25 protein-coding genes are annotated in these 19,614 nt (G+C 65.5%); 20 read left to right on the forward strand and 5 right to left on the reverse strand.

What is annotated here, in order from left to right:
- Positions 1-15 precede the first annotated feature (15 nt).
- Positions 16-1,329 (reverse strand): ABC transporter substrate-binding protein, encoded by a 1,314-nt coding sequence (locus ACSU1G_RS11845; RefSeq protein WP_439280151.1) that lies wholly within the window; start codon positions 1,327-1,329, stop codon positions 16-18.
- 229 nt (positions 1,330-1,558) lie between these two features.
- On the opposite strand from ACSU1G_RS11845, the gene ACSU1G_RS11850 reads away from it, so the two are divergent.
- The 8 genes from ACSU1G_RS11850 to ACSU1G_RS11885 all read left to right on the forward strand — a co-directional run bounded on the left by ACSU1G_RS11850 (position 1,559) and on the right by ACSU1G_RS11885 (position 7,357).
- Positions 1,559-2,248 carry a GNAT family N-acetyltransferase gene (locus ACSU1G_RS11850; RefSeq protein WP_439280450.1) on the forward strand — a complete coding sequence of 230 codons (690 nt, stop codon included), beginning with the start codon at positions 1,559-1,561 and terminating at the stop codon, positions 2,246-2,248.
- A 77-nt stretch (positions 2,249-2,325) separates the two neighbouring features.
- Positions 2,326-2,583 (forward strand): hypothetical protein, encoded by a 258-nt coding sequence (locus ACSU1G_RS11855; protein ID WP_439280152.1) that lies wholly within the window; start codon positions 2,326-2,328, stop codon positions 2,581-2,583.
- A gap of 2 nt (positions 2,584-2,585) precedes the next feature.
- Positions 2,586-2,996, forward strand: coding sequence for a type II toxin-antitoxin system VapC family toxin (locus ACSU1G_RS11860; RefSeq protein ID WP_439280153.1), 411 nt, complete (start codon positions 2,586-2,588; stop codon positions 2,994-2,996).
- Positions 2,997-3,018: 22 nt separating this feature from the next.
- Positions 3,019-3,645, forward strand: coding sequence for a hypothetical protein (locus tag ACSU1G_RS11865; protein WP_439280154.1), 627 nt, complete (start codon positions 3,019-3,021; stop codon positions 3,643-3,645).
- A gap of 50 nt (positions 3,646-3,695) precedes the next feature.
- Positions 3,696-4,361, forward strand: a complete 666-nt coding sequence (locus ACSU1G_RS11870; RefSeq protein ID WP_439280155.1) for a YdeI/OmpD-associated family protein — start codon at positions 3,696-3,698, stop codon at positions 4,359-4,361.
- Between the two features lie 90 nt (positions 4,362-4,451).
- Positions 4,452-5,837, forward strand: a complete 1,386-nt coding sequence (locus ACSU1G_RS11875; RefSeq protein ID WP_439280156.1) for a glycine--tRNA ligase — start codon at positions 4,452-4,454, stop codon at positions 5,835-5,837.
- Between the two features lie 66 nt (positions 5,838-5,903).
- On the forward strand, positions 5,904-6,731 hold the full coding sequence (locus ACSU1G_RS11880; RefSeq protein WP_439280157.1) for a serine hydrolase domain-containing protein: 828 nt from the start codon (positions 5,904-5,906) through the stop codon (positions 6,729-6,731).
- On the forward strand, positions 6,728-7,357 hold the full coding sequence (locus tag ACSU1G_RS11885) for a hypothetical protein (protein WP_439280158.1): 630 nt from the start codon (positions 6,728-6,730) through the stop codon (positions 7,355-7,357). The genes ACSU1G_RS11880 and ACSU1G_RS11885 overlap by 4 nt, the downstream gene beginning before the upstream one ends.
- 1 nt (position 7,358) lies before the next feature.
- On the opposite strand, the gene ACSU1G_RS11890 is transcribed toward ACSU1G_RS11885, so the two are convergent.
- Positions 7,359-7,781 (reverse strand): DUF1801 domain-containing protein, encoded by a 423-nt coding sequence (locus tag ACSU1G_RS11890; RefSeq protein WP_439280159.1) that lies wholly within the window; start codon positions 7,779-7,781, stop codon positions 7,359-7,361.
- Positions 7,778-8,350 carry an HhH-GPD-type base excision DNA repair protein gene (locus ACSU1G_RS11895; RefSeq protein WP_439280160.1) on the reverse strand — a complete coding sequence of 191 codons (573 nt, stop codon included), beginning with the start codon at positions 8,348-8,350 and terminating at the stop codon, positions 7,778-7,780. Before ACSU1G_RS11895 ends, ACSU1G_RS11890 begins: the two co-directional genes overlap by 4 nt.
- A gap of 185 nt (positions 8,351-8,535) precedes the next feature.
- On the opposite strand from ACSU1G_RS11895, the gene ACSU1G_RS11900 reads away from it, so the two are divergent.
- From ACSU1G_RS11900 to ACSU1G_RS11910, 3 genes are all read left to right on the forward strand, one after another.
- Positions 8,536-9,051 (forward strand): hypothetical protein, encoded by a 516-nt coding sequence (locus tag ACSU1G_RS11900; RefSeq protein ID WP_439280161.1) that lies wholly within the window; start codon positions 8,536-8,538, stop codon positions 9,049-9,051.
- Positions 9,052-9,125: 74 nt separating this feature from the next.
- Positions 9,126-9,569, forward strand: coding sequence for a helix-turn-helix domain-containing protein (locus tag ACSU1G_RS11905; RefSeq protein ID WP_439280162.1), 444 nt, complete (start codon positions 9,126-9,128; stop codon positions 9,567-9,569).
- Between the two features lie 53 nt (positions 9,570-9,622).
- On the forward strand, positions 9,623-9,916 hold the full coding sequence (locus ACSU1G_RS11910) for a HepT-like ribonuclease domain-containing protein (protein ID WP_439280163.1): 294 nt from the start codon (positions 9,623-9,625) through the stop codon (positions 9,914-9,916).
- 29 nt (positions 9,917-9,945) lie between these two features.
- Here the strand turns inward: ACSU1G_RS11910 and ACSU1G_RS11915 are convergent, their stop codons facing one another.
- Positions 9,946-10,629, reverse strand: coding sequence for an LppP/LprE family lipoprotein (locus tag ACSU1G_RS11915; RefSeq protein WP_439280164.1), 684 nt, complete (start codon positions 10,627-10,629; stop codon positions 9,946-9,948).
- Positions 10,630-10,944: 315 nt separating this feature from the next.
- Positions 10,945-12,240: a glutamyl-tRNA reductase gene (locus ACSU1G_RS11920; RefSeq protein WP_439280165.1), complete on the reverse strand. Its 1,296-nt coding sequence runs from the start codon at positions 12,238-12,240 to the stop codon at positions 10,945-10,947.
- A 74-nt stretch (positions 12,241-12,314) separates the two neighbouring features.
- On the opposite strand from ACSU1G_RS11920, the gene hemE reads away from it, so the two are divergent.
- The 9 genes from hemE (at position 12,315) to hemB (ending at position 19,593) form a co-directional block, all read left to right on the forward strand.
- Positions 12,315-13,355 carry a uroporphyrinogen decarboxylase gene (hemE, locus tag ACSU1G_RS11925; RefSeq protein ID WP_439280166.1) on the forward strand — a complete coding sequence of 347 codons (1,041 nt, stop codon included), beginning with the start codon at positions 12,315-12,317 and terminating at the stop codon, positions 13,353-13,355.
- Positions 13,352-14,863 (forward strand): protoporphyrinogen/coproporphyrinogen oxidase, encoded by a 1,512-nt coding sequence (locus tag ACSU1G_RS11930; protein ID WP_439280167.1) that lies wholly within the window; start codon positions 13,352-13,354, stop codon positions 14,861-14,863. Before hemE ends, ACSU1G_RS11930 begins: the two co-directional genes overlap by 4 nt.
- A 124-nt stretch (positions 14,864-14,987) precedes the next feature.
- Positions 14,988-15,401: a hypothetical protein gene (locus tag ACSU1G_RS11935; RefSeq protein ID WP_439280168.1), complete on the forward strand. Its 414-nt coding sequence runs from the start codon at positions 14,988-14,990 to the stop codon at positions 15,399-15,401.
- A 1-nt stretch (position 15,402) separates the two neighbouring features.
- Positions 15,403-15,810, forward strand: coding sequence for a phage holin family protein (locus ACSU1G_RS11940; RefSeq protein ID WP_439280169.1), 408 nt, complete (start codon positions 15,403-15,405; stop codon positions 15,808-15,810).
- The gene (locus ACSU1G_RS11945; RefSeq protein WP_439280170.1) at positions 15,797-16,072 is read left to right on the forward strand and encodes a hypothetical protein; all 276 of its coding nucleotides are present in this window, start codon (positions 15,797-15,799) and stop codon (positions 16,070-16,072) included. Before ACSU1G_RS11940 ends, ACSU1G_RS11945 begins: the two co-directional genes overlap by 14 nt.
- A 56-nt stretch (positions 16,073-16,128) precedes the next feature.
- Positions 16,129-16,806, forward strand: a complete 678-nt coding sequence (gene hemQ, locus ACSU1G_RS11950) for a hydrogen peroxide-dependent heme synthase (protein WP_439280171.1) — start codon at positions 16,129-16,131, stop codon at positions 16,804-16,806.
- A 5-nt stretch (positions 16,807-16,811) separates the two neighbouring features.
- Complete coding sequence (gene hemC / locus ACSU1G_RS11955; RefSeq protein ID WP_439280172.1) at positions 16,812-17,819, forward strand: hydroxymethylbilane synthase; 1,008 nt, start codon at positions 16,812-16,814, stop codon at positions 17,817-17,819.
- Positions 17,819-18,619, forward strand: coding sequence for a uroporphyrinogen-III synthase (locus ACSU1G_RS11960; protein ID WP_439280173.1), 801 nt, complete (start codon positions 17,819-17,821; stop codon positions 18,617-18,619). Before hemC ends, ACSU1G_RS11960 begins: the two co-directional genes overlap by 1 nt.
- Positions 18,616-19,593: a porphobilinogen synthase gene (hemB, locus tag ACSU1G_RS11965; RefSeq protein ID WP_439280174.1), complete on the forward strand. Its 978-nt coding sequence runs from the start codon at positions 18,616-18,618 to the stop codon at positions 19,591-19,593. Before ACSU1G_RS11960 ends, hemB begins: the two co-directional genes overlap by 4 nt.
- Positions 19,594-19,614: the final 21 nt, after the last annotated feature.

A 19,614-nucleotide genomic window follows, 5' to 3' on the forward strand; every position in this document is an offset into this window, starting at 1 on the left:
AGAGAGCGGGGGAAATTACTTGGCTACCGGCAGGCCGAGGTCTGTCAGCGACTTGACCGCGGTGTTCTGGGCGGTGGTGAAGATGTCCGCGACCTGCGCGTCGCCTGCGACGACAGCCGCTGCAGTCTCGTTCATAGCCGCGAGGGTCGAGAATCCGGGAGCGTAGGGGAAGTCCGGGTTCATGTTTGCGGTAGCAGTAGCGAGCTCTTCGAGCACTTCCTGGCCACCGAACTGGCGGAGCATCTTCTCGCTGGTCGCTGGCGTGCCCGCGGCCGCGACGACGAGACCCTGAGATGCGAGGTCATCGATCTGCGTGTTGAACCAGTTGTTGAACTCCATGGCCTCGGCCGGGTACTCGCAACCGTTCAGGACTGCGACACCGGAGCCGCCGTCGGGGCCGGTCTGCTGGCCTGCACCGAAGTCGGGCAGCTGCGCGATGCGCCACTGGCCCTCGGCCGGGGTGCCATCGAGCGAGTCGAGCAGGAAGCCCGCCTCCCACGCGGCGCCGATGTGGCCGATGAGGCTGCTGTCGTTGAGGGCGATCGTGAATGGCTCGCCCCAGCGGTCGGCCTTCAGCGTCTGGTCGGTGTCGAGCAGGTTCTGCCAGAACGCGGCGACGGTCTGTGAGCCCTCACCCTCAGTGTTGACGACCCACTCGTCACCCTCGGTGGAGAACCAGGTGTCGCCGGCCGCAGCGGACTGCGCGGCGAGCCAGTGGGTGGCCTCGTCCGCGGAGAACGCGGTGAGGTACTTGCCTGCGGCTGCTGCCGTGGCCGACTCCGCCGTGAGTTCTTCGATCGTGGCTGGAACCTCAAGGCCCAGGGCCTCGAACTCTGCCTCGTTGTAGAAGTAGACCAACGGACCGACGTCCTGGGGCAGGCCGACGATGACGTCTCCGACGCGCATGCCGGCGAAGGCTCCAGCCGAGAAGTTGTCTGCGTACTTCTCCGCCTCGGTCGTGACGTCTGCGAGGAGACCCTTCACGTAGAGCTGAGGGGCTTCGGAATAGCCGACCTGGGCGAGGCACGGTGCGTTGCCGGCCTTCACGTCGGTCTCAAGCTTGAGGATCATGTCCGTCGCAGCACCGTCGAACTTGGTGGTCTTGACCTGGATGTCGGGGTGCTCTTCGTTCCAGCGCTCGGTGATCTCAGCGACCGTGGTCATGTCGGCGCCGTTGTCGAGACGGTGCATGTACTCGATCGTGATCGATTCGCCTGCGGAGTTGTCGCTGCCGGTGTCGTCGGCCGAGCTGCATGCTGCGAGACCGAACGCCGAGATGGCGCCGACGGTGACGACGGCTGCGGTGCGCGTGATTCGTTTGGTTGCCATGAAGTGTTCTCCCCTTTGAGGGTCATGTGACTGACTGTCAGAGCGGATGCCGTGAGACATCCGTGTCCGTGAACCATTAAACCCCGAAATGTTTGCGCTCACAAGCGCGCCCGGCCTGGCTGTGTCTGAACTGTTATTCATTGGTGTCGTGCGCTGACATTCTGAACGCGGAAGGTAGCGCGACAGAGGTGGTTTCCGGTAGCGGCCAGTGAAGGGGCAGACTGTGACTGTGCGAAGCATCCGTGAACTCGACACCATTGAACTCATCCTCCAAGCGCAGTCGCTGCTGGACGCCATCCGCGGGCCGGAGCGCGTCGTCGACGCCGGCACCCTGCGCGCTCTCGAGCAGTCCGGCAACTACGTCGTCGGACTCTTCGACGATGAATCCGGTGAGGACGAGATGGTCGGTGCGTCGGTCGCCTTCTTCGGCGCCCCCGACCAGCGCTCGATGCACTCGCACATCACCGCCTTGCTGCCCGGCTACCGTGGGCGGGGCTGGGGGCGCGAACTCAAGGAACATCAGCGGCAGTGGGCGTTCTCGCGCGGTGTCGGGCACATCACGTGGACGTTCGATCCGCTCGTTGCCCGTAACGCACACTTCTTCCTCACCGTGCTCGGCGCACGCGTGACCGGCTACGCGGTCAACAACTACGGCATCTTCGGCGGCGGAGACGCGGGAGATGAGAGCGACCGGCTCGATGTCCGCTGGGCGCTCGCCGACATCGCCAAGCCGCCGGCAGACGGAGCTGTCGAGGCCACGCTAGAGATTCCCGCAGACGTCGAGAAGATGCGCGAGACGGATCCGGCCGCGGCCCACGAATGGCGCCTGCGCCTGCGCGGTGAGATGGAGGAGCTGCTCGGCCGCGGTCTGCGCATCGCCGGCTTCGACGTTGCGCGGGGATATCTGTTCACTGCCTGAGTCGAGTGCCGCGGCATCCGCAGGTGGGTGACGCGTGAGGCGGTACCACTTTTTGCGATAAGCGGTACCATTAATTCGTGGCGATGAATTTACGGCTCAGGGATGATGCGGTCGTCGCGTTGCGCGCGGAATCCGAGCGCACGGGCTTGAGTCAGCAGGAGATCCTTCGGCTCGCAGTCGACGAGCACCTGGGCATCTCCGGATCTGTCCGCGCGCCCACCTACCCGGAGTGGGTGACTCTGCCGGAGCGGGTGTACCGGCCAGTCACGCCTGCTCTGCGGCTGCCGGATGGGTTGTCCACAGCGGATCTGCTTGATCGTGACGACCGGGTCTGAGGATGCTGATCTATCTCGATACCAGCGCCGTACTCAAGCGTGTGTTCCAGGAAGATGAATCCGAGGCACTGCGCGACGCGATCAGCAGGGCGGTGGCTGAGGGGAACGGGCTGATCTCGTCCGCCCTCACCCGAGTGGAACTGGGGCGCAGTATGCGCCGACGCATCGACGCCATGAGCCTTCAATCGTTGAATACAGCGTTCGACCTGGCGATGGGGGACATCGCGTTTGCGCCGATGGTGTCGGCGGTCGTCGAGAGCGCCCGGATCATCGGTCCGCCGATGCTCCGCTCCCTCGATGCGATTCATCTCGCCACTGCGATCGCCGTCGGCGCGCAGGAGATGTGGACCTACGACGAGCGCCTGGCGACAGCCTCCGAGGAGATCGGCATCGCCCCGCGGATGCCGTCGTGACGTCTTCTGGTTTCATAGACGGATGACCTCCGAGGAAGATTTCGCGCAGCATCCGGCCGATACCGAGTGGCACCGCTGGGCGCCGATCGGTCAGACGCTCGACACGTCCCGCGTTCCAGGCAGTGGTCCGGTGCCGAGTATCTCGGCATTCGAGCTGCTCCCGATCGAACCGATGCTGGTGCCGGAAAAGCCGCGACACGGCGAGACGGATGCCGCAGAATGCGGGCACTGCAAACCGTCGAAGCGCGTGATCTGGCAGGACGATGAATGGCAGGTGCGCTCCGGCTTCGAAGGCGGAGTCGGCTTGCCGTTCGTGGGCTCGATCTCGCCGAGTCGCCACGTCAAGCTCGAGGATGCGCCGATCGAGGTGCTCGCGGGCCTCGGCCCGGTGCTGCAACGAGTATCAGAGGCGACCAAGGCGATACCGGCCGTTGCCCGATGCCACTTCTCGCGCTGGAATGACGGCTCAGCGCACCTCCACCTGTGGGTCTATGCGCGACCGGCAGGCATGATGCAGGGGCGTGGCGCGATTCTTCCGTACTGGGAGCAGTCCATGCCTGCGATGCCAGAAGAGTTGATGAACGAGTACATCGACATCGTCGCGCAGTCACTCGCCGCAGGCGGTGGAGAGGCGTTCCCAAACCGCTGAGCAGATTGTCTGAGGTTCGTTTGTCCGACGTCCGTGGCATCCTGAACCGCATGGATGATGCAATGGGGCAGCCCGGCGGGTCGGTCGAGAAGCCGGCCGTGTTCTTCCGCGACGCGGTGGAGTTCCGCGCGTGGCTGGAGCGTCATCACTCCACCGCGACGGAACTGTGGATGGAGCAGCGCAAGGCTCACGTCGCCGACCGTGGTCTGAGCTGGGCGGATGCCGTTCCCGAGGGGCTGTGCTTCGGATGGATCGATTCTCTCTCGCAGCCCATCGATGACGATCGCCGACGGCAGCGTTGGACACGTCGAAAGCCGGGCAGCACCTGGTCGAAGATCAACATCGCGCACGTCGAGCGGCTCATCGCCGACGGACGGATGACGCCTGCGGGTCTCGCCGCGTTCGAAGCGCGCAGCGCCGCACGCACCGGAACCTACTCGCACGAGAATGACGAGGCGGAGCTCGAACCCGAGGTGCAGGCGGTGCTCAGTTCGTCGGGCGCAGCGCAGGCCTTCCTCGATGCAGCGACGCCCGGGTACCGCAAGACTGTGCGGCACTGGATCGCGACGGCCAAGCGTCCCGAGACCCGCATCTCGCGTGCCGGGCAGTTGGTCGTAGATAGCGCGGCGGGGCGGCTCGTCTCGTTTGCGCGGGTCGGGAAGGATCCGGCCTGGCTGACGCGCGCTGCCGCTGCGGCGGCATCCGTCGAGGGCTGAACCGATGTGGTGGCGCGGATAAGATGGAGGATGCCGCGGCATGTGCGCGCGCGGAAACATCCCACCCCTCTTCCGACCATTGGAGCCACCGTGGCCGAACAGTCCCGCCTTGACAAGGTCATTAGCCTCGCCCGCCACCGCGGGTTCGTGTTCCAAGCAGGTGAGATCTACGGCGGTTCGCGCTCAGCGTGGGACTACGGTCCTCTCGGCACCGAGCTCAAGGAGAACATCCGTCGCCAGTGGTGGCAGAGCTTCGTCCGCGGACGCGGTGACATGGTGGGTCTGGACTCCTCGATCATCCTCCCCAAGCGTGTGTGGGAGGCGTCTGGCCACGTCGCGACGTTCAGCGACCCGCTCGTCGAGTGCCTGAACTGCCACAAGCGCTTCCGCGCCGACAATCTCGTCGATGAGTTCGAGGCCCGCAAGGGACGTAAAGCTGAGAACGGTCTCGCTGATGTTCCCTGCCCGCACTGCGGCAACAAGGGACAGTACACCGAACCTAAGGCCTTCTCTGGCCTGGTGAAGACCTACCTCGGTGTCGTCGATGACGAATCTGGCCTGTACTACCTGCGCCCCGAGACTGCGCAGGGCATCTTCGTGAACTTCGCGAACGTGCTCACCGCGAGCCGCAAGAAGCCGCCGTTCGGTATCGGCCAGGTCGGCAAGGCGTTCCGCAACGAGATCACCCCCGGAAACTTCATCTTCCGCACTCGCGAGTTCGAGCAGATGGAGATCGAGTTCTTCGTTCCGCCGGCCGAGGCTCAGGAGTGGTTCGAGCACTGGGTCGAAGCGTGCTGGGCGTGGTTCGTGGACCTTGGCCTCAACCCCGAGAACATGCGTCAGTTCGACGTTCCCGAGGATGAGCGTGCGCACTACTCGGCCGGCACCATCGACTTCGAGTACCGCTTCAACTTCGCTGGCTCCGAATGGGGCGAGTTGATGGGCGTCGCCAACCGCACCGATTATGACCTCAACAGTCACTCCGAGGCATCCGGTCAGAGCTTGTCGTACTTCGACCAGGCATCCGGCGAGCGCTACACGCCGTACGTGATCGAGCCGTCCTTCGGTCTCACGCGTTCGATGATGGCGTTCCTCGTCGACTCCTATGTCGAGGAAGAGGTGCCCAACGCCAAGGGTGGCACCGACACCCGCACGGTTCTCAAGCTCGACCCGCGTCTGGCTCCGGTCAAGGTTGCCGTGCTCCCGCTGTCGCGCAATGAGCGACTGTCGCCGCTGGCGCGTGAAGTCGCCGACTCGCTGCGTGGCCGCTGGGCGATCGACTTTGACGACGCCGGCGCCATCGGTCGCCGCTACCGTCGTCAGGATGAGATCGGCACGCCGTTCTGCGTCACGGTCGACTTTGATTCGCTCGATGACCACGCGGTCACCGTGCGCGATCGCGACACGATGGCGCAGGAGCGCGTCCCCGTCGACACGCTGAACGACTACCTTGCGGAGCGTCTGAAGGGCGCCTGAGTCCAGGCGGCCGGCTGAACGCTGAATCCGAGACCTGCGCATTCGGTGGCATGGGACGATAGAAGCGTGGAGACCACGACTTTCGCCGCGACCGACGGCTTCCCGCATACAGCCCTCGTCGGGGTCACCGGCCCCGACGAGACCATCGCTGTGCAGGGTGATCCGCACGCCGCGCTCGCGCTCGCCTCGGTGAGTAAGCCGCTCAGCGCATGGGGCGTGCTGATCGCCGTCGAACGCGGGCTCGTTGACCTTGATGAGCCCGCTGGGCCCGAGGGATCGACGCTGCTCAACCTGCTCGATCACACCAGCGGGCTGCCCTTCGAGGGCGAGCAGATCCAGGCATCCCCGGGTACACGTCGTATCTATTCGAACGCCGGCTTCGACGCCCTCGGCGCGCACGTCGCGGCCGCCGCCGGAATGGAGTTTTCTGATTGGATGGCTCGCGAGGTCGCGCAGCCGCTCGGAATGCGCGATATCGATGTGACCGGGCGCCCATCCGCCGGATACCGGGCGGCGATCGCTGATCTGCTGATCTTCGGCCGTGAGGTGCTGCGGCCTACGCTGATCCCCACAGCGCTCCGTGACCTCGCCCTCATGGTCTCGCGGCCAGGGCTCCGGGGAGTCGTTCCCGGTTACGGCTCATTCGACGATAACCAGTGGGGTCTGGGGTTCGAACTCAAGGGGACCAAGAGCCCGCACTGGCTGAGCGACTCGTTCGCACCAGAGACGGCGGGACACTTCGGAGGGCAGGGTAGTTTTCTTTTCATCGACCGCTCCCGGAACCTGGCCGCAGCGTTCCTGTCGGGGGTGGCCTTCGGCGAGGAGCATAAGCGCATCTGGCCGCCGCTCACCGATGAAATCGTCGCACGGTACGGGACGCACGCGAGACCATGATCGACGAGCCCATGACCGTCGTCAATGCCGCGGATCGAGACGCGCGCTCTCGCCGACGCACGTGGGTGACCGGCGGAGCACTGCTGCTGCTCACCGCGTTGGTCGGCTTCGTCGCACGCTTCGACCTCGCCCAGTTCCATTACTGGAACGACGTGTTCTGGGCTGTCGGAGTGCTCGTGCTGGTGATCGGGTTCGGCCGCGCCGGAAGCATCACCGGTCGACGGCCGTTGGCGACGATCGTGACGGTGCTGCAGTTGGTGTTCGCGAGTCCTCTCGCAGCCGGTTACCTCAGCAGCCTTGTGCCGAGCGACCCGGGTAATCCATACGCCGAGGAAGACGCGTGGATCGCAGTGATGTTCCCGTATTTTGCTGTTGTGCTGGTACTCACCGTCGCCGCTGTGATTCTGATCGGAATCGCGAATGCACTGCCTCGGCACTGGAGTTGGGCACCCGCCTTGGTGCTGGCGGCATCAGCCGCCTCGAGCGCAGCATTGAGCCTGTTCTCAGCGGGCGACGGAACGCTCGGCATTGTCACCCGGATGCTCTACGAGGTCCCCGGGGTCGGAATCGCATTGCTCGGGGCGCTTGCGATCGTGCTCGGCCTCCGTGCGAAGAGGACTCGCTGACCTAACCGGTGAGGGTGATGGCAGCGTAGTCGTCGCCGCCGGCTTCGGTCCAGGCGAGCGTGCGAACCAGGATGCCGCGGAGCACGTCCAGATCGACCTTCTCGAGGTCCTTGATGTACAGGCATCCCTTGCCGACCGTGTGCGGGCCGAGCTGCGCGAGTGCGTCGCTGTGCCGGTCGGTGCTGTCGAGATAGATCGTCGACGCGCTCTTGCGTGGGGCGAACGCGAGGACGGGCATATCGCCTTCGCTGCCGGTGGGGTAGCGGTAGTGGCAGCTGCCGAACCCGATGATCGTGCCCCAAAGAATCGGCTCGCGACCAGCGATCTCCTGAAGAAGAGACGTCAGCGTCTCGGCATCCCGCCGCCGCACGGCCGGCGCGACGGCAGCGATGAACGCGCCGACGCCTTCGCCGGTGAGCTTCATTTTGTGGCCTTGGCTGCGGCCTTCATCGCCTTCTTGTGCTCGCGCACTTTCGTGAGCGACTCCGGTGAGACGATGTCGGCGACGCTGCGAAGCGAACCCTCCTCGCCATAGGGTGCGGATGCTTCGCGCCAGCCCTCGCCCGTGAAGCCATACTGCTTGCCGAGCAGTGCGAGAAAGATCTTCGCCTTCTGCTCGCCGAAGCCTGGCAGCTTCTTCAGGCGGCGCAGCACCTCTGCGCCGTCCGGGTCGCCCTGCGACCACAGTGCCGCGGCATCCCCGTTCCATTCGGCGACGAGTTCGTGGCAGAGCGTCTGCACCCGTGCGGCCATCGATCCGGGGAATCGGTGCACAGCCGGCGTCTGTTTGAATGCCTCGAGGAAAGCTTCGGGATCCATGCCGGCGATGGCTGCGGCATCCACTGCGCCGGTGCGCTGCTCGATCTTGAGTGGACCGGCGAACGCGGTCTCCATCGGCACCTGCTGGTCCAGCAGCATCCCGACCAGCAGAGCCAGCGGGTTGTCGGTGAGCAGCGTATCGGCGGCGGTGTCTCCGGTGATGTGAAGGGCCATGCGTTCTATCCTCTCTCACGACCGGATTTTGGTGCGCAGACGCATCGGGGATGCGGTCGCGAGCGTCCGGGAGTTACTGGCTGATTCTGGGCAAAGTGCTGAGGATGCCTTTGGTTCCGCACGTGAGTATGCAACCTCGCTCGATCTTCCGGTCATGAATCCTGCGACAGCAAGCTTTGCAGGTCGTGTTCCTTCCGGTTCTTGGCCTCTTTGCATTCCTGGCGTTCGCACTGGCAAGTGTTGCCTGGTTCGCGGGCGAGTTAGTGCTGCTCTCTGTCCCTCAAGCGGCTCTGCTGGCTGTCCCCGTGTTTTTGACAGTGATGTTCTCCTTCCCGTTCTATCCGCGCGCGGTCTTTCGGCAACGTTGGCTCCCAGTCGCGCTGCTCCTAGTCGCGGGACTGGTCAGTGCCATGGCCTCGTTGCTCGCACCGTCCGCGGCGGATGATGCTTGGTTGGCTTTCTCTGCGCCGCCGCTGCTGATCGGCACGATGACCGCGCTCGTTATTTTGTCTGTTATTGGAACCATCGCGACCGTCCGAGGTGAGGACGGAGACGAGATCATTGACCCCTTACGAGCACAGGATGAAACGAAGCCGCGACAGGGGAGGCGAGTATTCCTCGTGTTCGTAAACTGGCTCTTCCCGCTCCTAGCCATCGTGATCTTTGCAATGACCTGGGGCTTCACCGCACTGCGATCCTGATCGCCGCCACAGCCCGCTGGCATCCGCCCGATTTCCCCCTTTCCCGGAATCCATCGGCGCGATATCATCATGATATGAGCGAAATGTTGCGCGAGTTGCGCGAGCGAGCTGGGCTCAGCCAAGCGCAGCTCGCGTCGCGCAGCGGTGTTGCGCAGCCAAACATCGCTGCTTATGAGTCTGGGCGGCGGAATCCGTCGGAGGCAATGGTCGATAGATTGCGGTCGGCCATGCGCCCCTTGCCTCATGAGGCGCTCGAACAGCATCGTGACGCACTAAAGGAGCTCGCTACGGAGTACGGGCTGAACAACGTGCGAGTGTTCGGCTCAGCCGGGCAGGGCACGGACACCACGCAGAGCGACCTCGATATTCTTGTCACCCGTTCGCCGAACGTCGGATTGCTGACGATCGCTGAGTTCTCCTTCGCCGCCGAACAGTTGCTCGGGGTTCCGGTCGACGTGGTCACAGACGGAGGGCTCCCCGCTGATCACCCGATCCTCCGGTCAGCGGTGGCCGCGTGAGCGATAGGGACGAACGGTCGCTGCGTGAGATCGTGCGGTTGTGCGACAACGGCATGCGGCTCGCCGAGCGAGGCCGCGAGTGGTACGTCTCGGATGATCTCAATACACCGGGGCTTGCGTCCGAATCGATCATCATCAAGGTTGGTGAGAATGTCGCGCGGTTGAGCGATGAAACGATCGTCGCGAACCCGCAGGTGCCCTGGTCGAGCATCAAGCGCATGCGCGATCGGCTCGCGCATCACTACGAGGCGACCGATTACGACGCGGTGTGGGCCACACTCAACGTCGATCTTCCTCGCGTGCGTGAAGCGGTCGCATCGATCCTCGCCGAAGTGACCGATGATTGACCACAGATCTGCATCGCTGGACGAACCCGTCAGAACGAGATCGGCGGCAGGTCCCCTTCGCGGGCGACCTCGCCGTCATCCCAGGTGAAGGTCGAGGTGGCGGAATCGAACGGGCCAGCACTTGAGCCACCATCGGGCACCCACTCCCAGGTGACTTCGATTGCATCATCGGCGGTGCGAGTCACCTGAGGCATGCGACCGTAGATCTCTTCTGTGGCGGTGCCGGTGTACTCACCCTCGTGGAACAGCATGATTGCGAACGGGAAGCCGGCGAGGCAGCAGTCGGTCAGCGGAACAACGGCCCACGAAAGGGTTGCGCAGGCGTCATAGGTTTCGGCGGCCCATCCCATGAGGTCGCGGGCATCCCAGGCACCGGATGGCGCGGTGGGCAATCCAGCCGATGCCGCAGCAACAGCCTGGGCGCCGGTGACATTCGCACAGGTATCGGCGGTGATCTCAGGAGCCTCCGCGCGCACGAGCATAACGGCGGTCTGGCCGTTCCAGATGCGGTCGGTGTCGGGCAGATCGGCGCCGGGATAGTACTCGGGGGTGCCGCCCGGGAGCTCGGTACCGGCGGGATAGTAGTCGCCGAACGGGGCGCCGATCATGGAGAACCCGAAGCCGCCGCTTTCGAGCGATGAAGGGGAACCGTGCTCGGCAATGTTCGCGACGGTGCCGTCGTCGTACGTTGCGTTGGGTAGAGCGATTGTCACGCACAGCTCTTCGGTCGGGCTTTCGGCCGTGGGGCACCAGCGACCAGTGGCATCTTCGGCGGACGGCTCTGGTGCCACGGTTGGCGTCGGCGACGCGGACGCAGTCGGGGTCGCGGGCACATTCGCGGCCGAGGTTGTTTCGGGAGTCGCAGGCGCGCAAGCCGTGAGGCCAAGAGATGCGGCACCGATTACAAGAAGTGTAAGGACGCGGGACAGGGCTGCGTTTAACGGCACAGGATCACTCCGAGGTGTTGGCGGACAACCTTGCCACGTTAACACGCGGATCAAGCCGTCTCAGTCTTGGAGGCGGCGTGCTCAGGCGATTTTGGATGCCGTGGCGTCCGCTGCTGCCGGAGCGATGCCGTAGATCGTTTCCAGAGCCGTGGTGAACTCATCGCCGCGTCCTTCGGCGGCCAGCTCGTGAGCGCGCGTGGTCGGTGTGTGGGTCAGAACACCCGCGAGGTGCCGCATGGCCTGCTCAACTCTGCCGTCTTCGTCGCCGCGGGCGCGCGCACGATCGATCTCGGCCTCCATCAGGGCGAAGATGTGCGAGCGGAATGCGACAACCGACCCGGTGACGCTCTGGCGATCGCCGACGACGTTGAATGTGTCGGCGGCTTCGCGAACCACCGAGCGCGCCGCATCCGTCGCCTGTAGCTCTTCGAGCGGCGCGTGCAGACGAATGGTCTCGAGATCCAGTAGCGCGACACCCTCGAGACCGGCGACCGCGGGGTCCACGTTGCGGGGCATGCCGAGGTCGATCACGAGTTGGGAATGCTGTCCCATCGGGCATCCCGCTGGCACGGGGCCGGTCGGCGCCTGCAAATGCTCCGGGCCGAGAACCGGCTCGGTCGCCGTCGTGCAGGTGATCAGCAGACTCGAAAGCGATGCCGTACGGGCGTAGTCCTCTTCGGCGACCGCAGCGATGTCATGTTTCTTCGCGAAGAGTTCGGCGCGGCCAGACGGCGAATAGACGGAGATGTTCGTGGCGCCGCGCTCACGCAGGGTGGCGAGTGTGACGGCGGCATAGGCTCCGGTGCCGACCAGCAGTACGCGCTCGGCAGACCAGTCCGCGATGCGGCTGTCGGCCAGCTCGAGCGAGAGTCGCACGAGGGAACGGCCGGCACGGCCGAGGGCCGTAACATTCTTGACCTTGCGCTGAGCCTGACTTGCGCGCTGGAACAGTCGCTCGAGTTCGGGCGAGGTGGTGCCGTCCTTGCGTGCCGCGTTCAGCGCGCGGCGCACCTGGCCGGCGATCTCGCCCTCGCCGGAGACGACGGATTCCAGCCCGGATGCCACGGCGAACAGGTGTTCGGCGACGCGGCGTCCGGAGTGCACGGTGTAGGCGCCGTCGAGTTCCGACGCCGGGATACCGGCTGACTGCTCGATCGCCTCGAGCACCGCTTCGACGCCCACAGCTCCGGCAGCGGTCAGTGGCTCATCGACCTCGACGTAGGCCTCAAATCGGTTGCATGTCGACACGACGACAGCACCCTGTACGCATGGAGCGATGCGCAGAAGGTTCGGCGCAACGTCATCAGGGGTGCGGCTCAGTCGTTCGAGCATTTCAAAGGAGGCGGTCTTGTGGCTCGCCGTCACACACAGCAACACGCCACCATCTTACGTCGAGTACCAAAGAGCCAGCTGAAAGGACGGTTCTCGGGACTGAATGGGAGAATGTCGACATGCCTTCCTCTCACGCCCCGTTGTTGCGCGCGCTCGCCGGAGATCGACCCGAGCTGACCCCCGTCTGGTTCATGCGTCAGGCCGGCCGCTCGCTCCCGGAATACCGAGAGCTCCGCGTCGGCACTCGGATGCTGGATGCCTGCCTCACCCCTGACCTCGCTGCAGAGATCACGCTGCAGCCAGTGCGCCGTCACGGCGTCGATGCTGCGGTGTTCTTCAGCGACATCGTCATCCCGTTGAAGCTGGCCGGCGTCGATGTCGTGATCGAGCCTGGCCGAGGCCCGGTGTTCGCAGAGCCGGTGCGCACCCGTGCCGACGTCGACAAGATCACCGCGATCGACCCCGACTCGCTCGACACCACCGCGATCACCGAGGCCGTGCGCATCGTCACGGCCGAGCTGGGTGACACCCCACTGATCGGTTTCGCCGGTGCACCGTTCACCCTGGCCGCCTATCTGGTCGAGGGTGGACCCTCCAAGGAGCACCTGCGTGCCCGCGCCATGATGCACACCGATCCCGAGGCCTGGAACCGTCTGGCCGGCTGGCTCGCGCGCGTCTCTCGACGATTCCTCGAAGCGCAGCGCGATGCGGGAGCTGCGGCCCTGCAGCTGTTCGACTCGTGGGCAGGCTCCCTCAAACCCGCCGACTACCGCACCTTCATCGCGCCACACTCGACAGCCGCGGTCACCGACCTCGGCGTCCCCGTGATCCACTTCGGCGTCGGCACAGGGCCCTTCCTCGATGACATGCGCCTGGGCGGCATCGCATCCGCTGTCGGCGTCGATTGGCGTCAGCCGCTCGACGAAGCGGCCCGTATTCTCGGCCCCGACGTCACGCTGCAGGGCAACATCGACCCGGCTCTGTTGTCCGCGCCGTGGGCCGTGCTCGAAGCGCACGTGCTTGACGTGCTGGAGCGCGGTCGTGCCGCTCGCGCTCACATCGTCAACCTCGGCCACGGTGTTCCACCCGAGACCGACCCGGCCCAGCTGACCCGCATCGTTGAGCTGGTGCACGCGCGCTCGGAGGGGGCGCAGGCATGACCGAAGAGGCAGCCGATCTCGCATCCCGTGCAGCTCAGCGCCACGTCGTCGTCATCGGTGGCGGTATCGGCGGGCTTGTTGCAGCGCGTGAGTGCGTCAAGGTCGGGATGAGGGTGACTCTCATCGAGGCATCCTCCGCTCTTGGTGGTGCGATCCGTCGCGCTGAGCTCGACGACGTGGTGGTGGATGCTGGCGCCGAAAGCTACGCGACTCGCGGCGGGCACGTGCGCACGATGCTCACGGAGCTCGGCCTGACTGATCTCATCGTGACCCCGAATCCGGCGGGTGCCTGGCTGGTCGGTGCCCCCGGCGTGGACGCGGCACCGCTGCCCAAGGGTGGTCTTCTCGGCATCCCCGCGAATCCGTTCGCTGACGATGTCCGCCGCATCATCGGCTGGGGTGGCGCGTGGCGTGCGTATGTCGACCGTCTGCGTCCGCCGCTGACCATCGGCAAGGAACACAGTCTCGGAAAGCTCGTAGCGACGCGGATGGGCGACAAGGTGCGTGACCTGCTGGTCGCGCCAGTGACAGCAGGGGTCTACTCGGCGCACCCCGATGACGTCGACGTGGAGATCGCTGTCCCCGGGCTCAATGAGGCCCTCACCCGTGCCGGATCGCTCTCTGGCGGCGTCGCCCAGTTGCTCGCGGATCGCACCGGCGGGGCGAAGAAGGCACCTGGATCCGCAGTCGAGGCGCTGGCCGGCGGCATGAGCACACTCGTGGATGCGCTGGCTGCGGATCTGATCGAGCTCGGCGGCGTGATCCGCACTGGCGTGGAAGTAAATGCGCTCGAGCGCCAGGGCGACGGCTGGACGGTCTCCTGTCCCATGCCGTCCGACGGCGCAGAAGACGCCAAGACCGCTCCCAAGGACGCACCAGAGCCCGCTCCGGAGGCCGTCATCGAGACGCTCTGGGCGGATGCTGTCATCATCGCGACCGCAGAGCCCAGCGCCCGCGCGCTCCTGGCCGGTCAGGTCGGCGGGCTCGGCGACGCCGGTGACGCCCCACAGATCGAGATCGTGAGCCTGCTGCTCGACGCGCCCGCACTGGATGCTGCGCCGCGCGGCACCGGCGTGCTGACCGCTCCGGGCAGTCACACCGCCAAGGCACTCACACACGCCACGGCGAAGTGGGGGTGGCTGCGCGAAGCCGCGGGAAATCGGCACGTCGTGCGGGTCTCTTTCGGATCTCAAGGTGAACCTGCAGCGACAGCTCAACTCGATGATGATGCCGCGGCCCGCCTCGCGCTGAGTGAGGCCTCGGCCCTGCTCGGGGTGCCGCTACCCGCGTCAGCGCTCATCGCCTCACACCGAGCGCAGTTCACGCAGTCGCAGCCGGCATCCCTCATCGGAGCGGTGGACCGTCGACGCGAGGTGCGCGCTGCTGTGCAGAAGGTCGACGGTCTTGCCGTTGTGGGTGCGTGGCTGGCCGGCACTGGCCTCGCACAGGTCATCCCGGATGCGAAGCAAGAGGCTGATCGCCTTCGTCGCGCCTTGCTCTGGAACTGAACGCACGCCGGTTGTCCAGGCCTCCGATGTGTCGATGCCGTTTTCGGCATATGGCGTTACGCTGGTAATCCTGGCCGCCGGTGTCTACGCCAGCGGCTCGACCGGAACAACGTGAGGAGACCCCATGAAGGGGAAGATCGGACTCGTCGTCGGACTCGGCGTCGGATACGTACTCGGCACGCGCGCCGGACGTGAGCGCTACGAACAGATCAAGACGCAGTGGTTGAAGCTCTGGCACCTTGACCCCGTGCAGAATCAGGTCGCCAAGGTCAAGGGCTACGTCGGTGAGAAGGCCGCGGCTGTCCCCGGTGCCGTCTGGACCGGCCTGGTCAAGGTCGCCAAGGCGGCCGGCAACGCAGACACTCCCGGCAAGAAGCTCGACTCCGCCATCGTCGCCGGCAAGAAGGTCGCATCTGACCTCGAGGATGCGGTGGAAGACGCAGTAGACGAGGCCCAAAAGAACGCAACGGCCGCGAAGAAGAAGGCGGCGGCGAAGAAGCCTTCGGCAGGCTCAGCGAGCGGCAAGAGCGGCAACTGACATGGCCCGCGGATATCGTGACCGTGCAGACGACAGCCTCCTGACGCTGCTCGGCGACCTGCCCGACCTCGTCAGCAAGCTCGTCAAAGCCGAGATCGACGCGGCCAAAACGTGGATCTCTCGCACCGCGAAGGATGCCGGAATCGGCAGCGTCTGGTTCCTGGTGGCGCTGTTCTTCCTGTTCTGGCTCATCCCGATGATTCTCGTCTTCGCCGTTGCCGGACTGTCCTCCTGGTGGCCGGTGTGGCTCTCAGCGCTGGCGGTGATCGGCCTGTTACTGCTCTGCCTGATGGTGTGTGCAGTGCTGGGGCTGCTGAAGTTCCGCAAGGTCCTGCGCCGGGAGAACCCTGGCCAGGCTGTCGCGACCGATATTCGACTTGTGAAGGAGGCCGGCGATGACACTCTCTGACCAGAACCTGCCCCGCACCGCCGTTGCCCCCGGGATCACTGATCCCGTGGCATCCGCTCGTGCAGAGCTCAAGGCGGCGCTTGCCGCGATCGAGGTCAAGGGCAACTTTCCCCGGCGCATCGAGAAAGCGTCCACACGGGGAGCGGCCAAGGCTCGCGCTTTCGCCGACCGCAACCCGGTCGCTGCCGTCGCTGCTGCCGTCGGCATCGCTGCGGCCGCAGGCGGACTCGTCTGGATGATCGCCCGCACGCTCGCGCGCTGACTGCTCCCGACTGCAACGCATTCGCTCCTGCCTCCAGAAAGAGGCAGACTGGATGCATGTCCGAAGCAGCAGAAGACAACCCGTCCGGCTTCACTCTCTGGGCGGTATGGCGCCGCAACCCGGATGCGCCCGTGATCGAGACGGATGCCACAGAGCTGGAGACGATCTCCGGTTACATTGAGGACTCCGGCGTCACCATCCGCGGCTTCTACGATGTCTCGGGTCTCAAGGCTGACGCCGACCTCCTGGTCTGGCTGCACGGCGACACCGCAGAAGACCTGCAGAAGGCGCTGCGGCGCCTGCGCCGCACTGAGCTCCTGCGCACGCTTCTGCCCGTCTGGAACGTCATGGGGGTTCACCGTGACGCCGAGTTCAACCGCGCGCACGTACCGGGGTTCCTGCGTGGTGTCGAGCCCAAGGGCTGGCTGTGCCTGTATCCGTTCGTGCGTACGCCGGAGTGGTACCTCGTCCCGGACGAGGAGCGTCGCGCGATGCTCGCCGATCACGGTCGTAAGGGCGCCGCGTTCATGGGCGTCGTCGCGAACACCGTCGCGGCTTTCGCGCTCGGCGATTACGAGTGGATCCTGCCGCTCGAGGCTGATGACGTCACCGAGCTCGTCGACCTGATGCGCGACCTGCGCTACACCGAGGCTCGCCGCTTCGTGAAGGAGGAGGTCCCGTTCTACACGGGACGCCGCCTCCGTTTTGACGAGATCGCGGACGTTCTCCAGTAGGCATCATGACCACTCCGATCCTTCAGCGCCCGATCCGTCTGGGCACACGCCGAAGCGCCCTCGCTCTGGCCCAGTCTGGTCACGTCGCCACCGCACTCGAGAAGATCTCCGGACGCAAGGTCGAACTCGTCCCGATCGTCTCCGAGGGTGACACCAACAGAGCATCGCTCTCCGAGATCGGCGGGCTCGGCATCTTCGCCACCCGCCTACGAGAAGCGCTGCTGGCCGGTGAATGCGACATCCTCGTACACTCGCTCAAAGATCTGCCAACGGATGTGCCGGCCGGGTTGCTCATCGCGGCAACCCCCGTTCGCGAAGACGCCCGTGATGTCGTGATCACCCGCGATGGCACGCCGCTGCACCAGCTGGCAGCCGGCGCGAAGGTCGGCACCGGCTCACCGCGCCGTATCGCGCAGGTGCATCGCCACGCGCCACGCGCCGAGGTCGTCGACATCCGAGGCAATGTCGACTCGCGCCTGGCGCGGGTGGAGTCTGGTGAGTTGGATGCCGTGATTCTCGCCGCTGCCGGGCTCTCCCGCCTCGGTTCGGAAACGACCCTCGCGCGGGAATACCTAGGCCTGGCCGAGTGGCCCACAGCTCCGGGACAGGGCTCTCTTGCGGTCGAGACGACAATGGATGCTTCCGCTGAGCTGCTCGCGGCACTCGCACAACTCGACGATGCTGACACGCGGCTCGCCATCACCGCGGAGCGCGGCATCCTCGAAGGTTTGGATGCCGGATGCCAGGCGCCGATGGCCGCGCACGCGGTCGTGACCGGCGACTCCATTCACGTGCGTACAGCCGTCTACGCGCCCGAGGGAGAGCGGCAGATCGGCCTCGACGTCACTGAATCCCTGAGCCGGGGGTATATTCGTCTGAACGGCAGTGGCAATGGAGCGGATACTGCCGATGGTGCGGACCCGAATCACGCAGCACGCGAGATCGGACTTTCTATCGCCCGTCGGCTGCTCGCACAAGGGGCGGCTGAACTCGTCTCCCGAGAGCAACTCTGATGATCAGCACACCCGAAACGAACCATGAGAAGCCGTTGACCGGCTGGCGCGTCCTCGTTCCGCGAGGAGGCCCCTGGGGCGACGGCGTCGCCGCGAGCCTTCGTGCGCAGGGCGCAGTGCCCGTTGTCGCACCCCTGATCAACTTTGGACCCACGAACGATCAGGTGGCGTTGGACGACGCTCTGGAGAAGCTCGCTGCCGGCGAGTTCGACTGGCTGACGGTTACCAGCGCGACGACCGTGGACGTGCTGTTCGCGCATCGCGCTGCCGTGCCGAAGTCGACTAAGATCGCGGCGGTCGGTGAAACCACAGCGGCCGCGCTTCAAGCGGTCGGCTACGAGGTTGCGCTGGTGCCGGAGCGAGACAATTCGGCCGAAGGCATGGCCGAGCAGCTGATCGGCCTCGAGCCGGAGCCGCGCCGCATCCTGACTCTGCGCAGTGAGATCGCAAAGCCGGTGCTCACGCGCTCGCTCATCGATGCCGGCCATGACGTCTCGAGCGTCGTTGCCTACCGCACGGTCGGGGTGCCGGTCACCGATCGCATCCGCCGCGATGTCGACAGCGGACGCATCAACGCCATCCTCATCACCAGCGGCTCGGTCGCACAGCAGGTGCGCGAGCAGTTCCCCGACATTCCTGACGACACCCTGCTGGCAGCCATCGGCCCTCGCACGGCCAATGACGCACGCAAGGCAGGGCTGCCCATCACGGTGGTGGCAGACAAGCAGACCGTGGATGCGCTCATCGATGCCGTCTCGCACTTCACCCTTCCGCACGCGGCCGATGAGTTCGCGCCGTGAGTTTTCCTGAGATCCGCCCGCGCCGGCTTCGCCAGTCGCCGGCCGTGCGGAACCTGGTGCGCGAGACGTCGCTCGAGGCACGTCATCTCGTGCTTCCGATGTTCGTGCGCGAGGGGCTTAATGAAGCCGTGCCGATCAGTTCGATGCCCGGCGTTGTGCAGCACTCGATGGAGTCGCTCCGTCGGGCAGCGGTCGAGGCGGCAGAAACCGGCGTCGGCGGTGTGATGCTGTTCGGTGTTCCCGCCACGCGCGATGCGATCGGCTCTGGTGCCGATGATCCGAACGGCATCCTGAACCTGGCCGCCGCCGCTCTCGTCGAAGAGGTCGGTGATGCGCTCGTCGTGCAAACCGACCTGTGCCTCGATGAGTTCACCGACCACGGTCATTGCGGAGTACTGGCCGCCGATGGCTCGGTAGACAACGACGCGACACTTCAGCGGTATGTCTCGATGGCGCTCGCGCAGGCGCGCGCCGGTTCTCGCCTGCTTGGCCTGTCCGGGATGATGGACGGCCAGGTCGCGGCAATCCGCCAGGGACTCGACCGTGAGGGCTTCACCGACACACTCTTGCTCGGCTATGCGGCGAAGTACGCGAGTGCGTTCTACGGACCCTTCCGTGAGGCCGTGGATTCGCAGCTGCAGGGCGACCGCCGCACCTACCAACTCGACCCAGGCAACCGACGCGAGGGGCTGCGTGAGGCGCTCATCGATGAGGCCGAGGGTGCGGACATCGTGATGGTGAAACCGGCCATGGGGTTCCTCGACGTGCTGCGTGAGGTACGCGATGCCGTGCACATTCCGGTGTGGGCGTACCAGATCTCCGGCGAGTACGCGATGATCGAGGCCGCCGCAGCCAACGGCTGGATCGATCGTGAAGCTGCCGTGCTGGAGTCACTGCTTTCCATCCGCCGCGCCGGCGCGGACGCCGTGCTGACGTACTGGGCGACCGAGGCCGCGCAGTGGCTTCGTGACTGATCCGGTTTCCTGACTGATCCG

It is taken from the genome of Microbacterium sp. A93 (assembly GCF_051842835.1).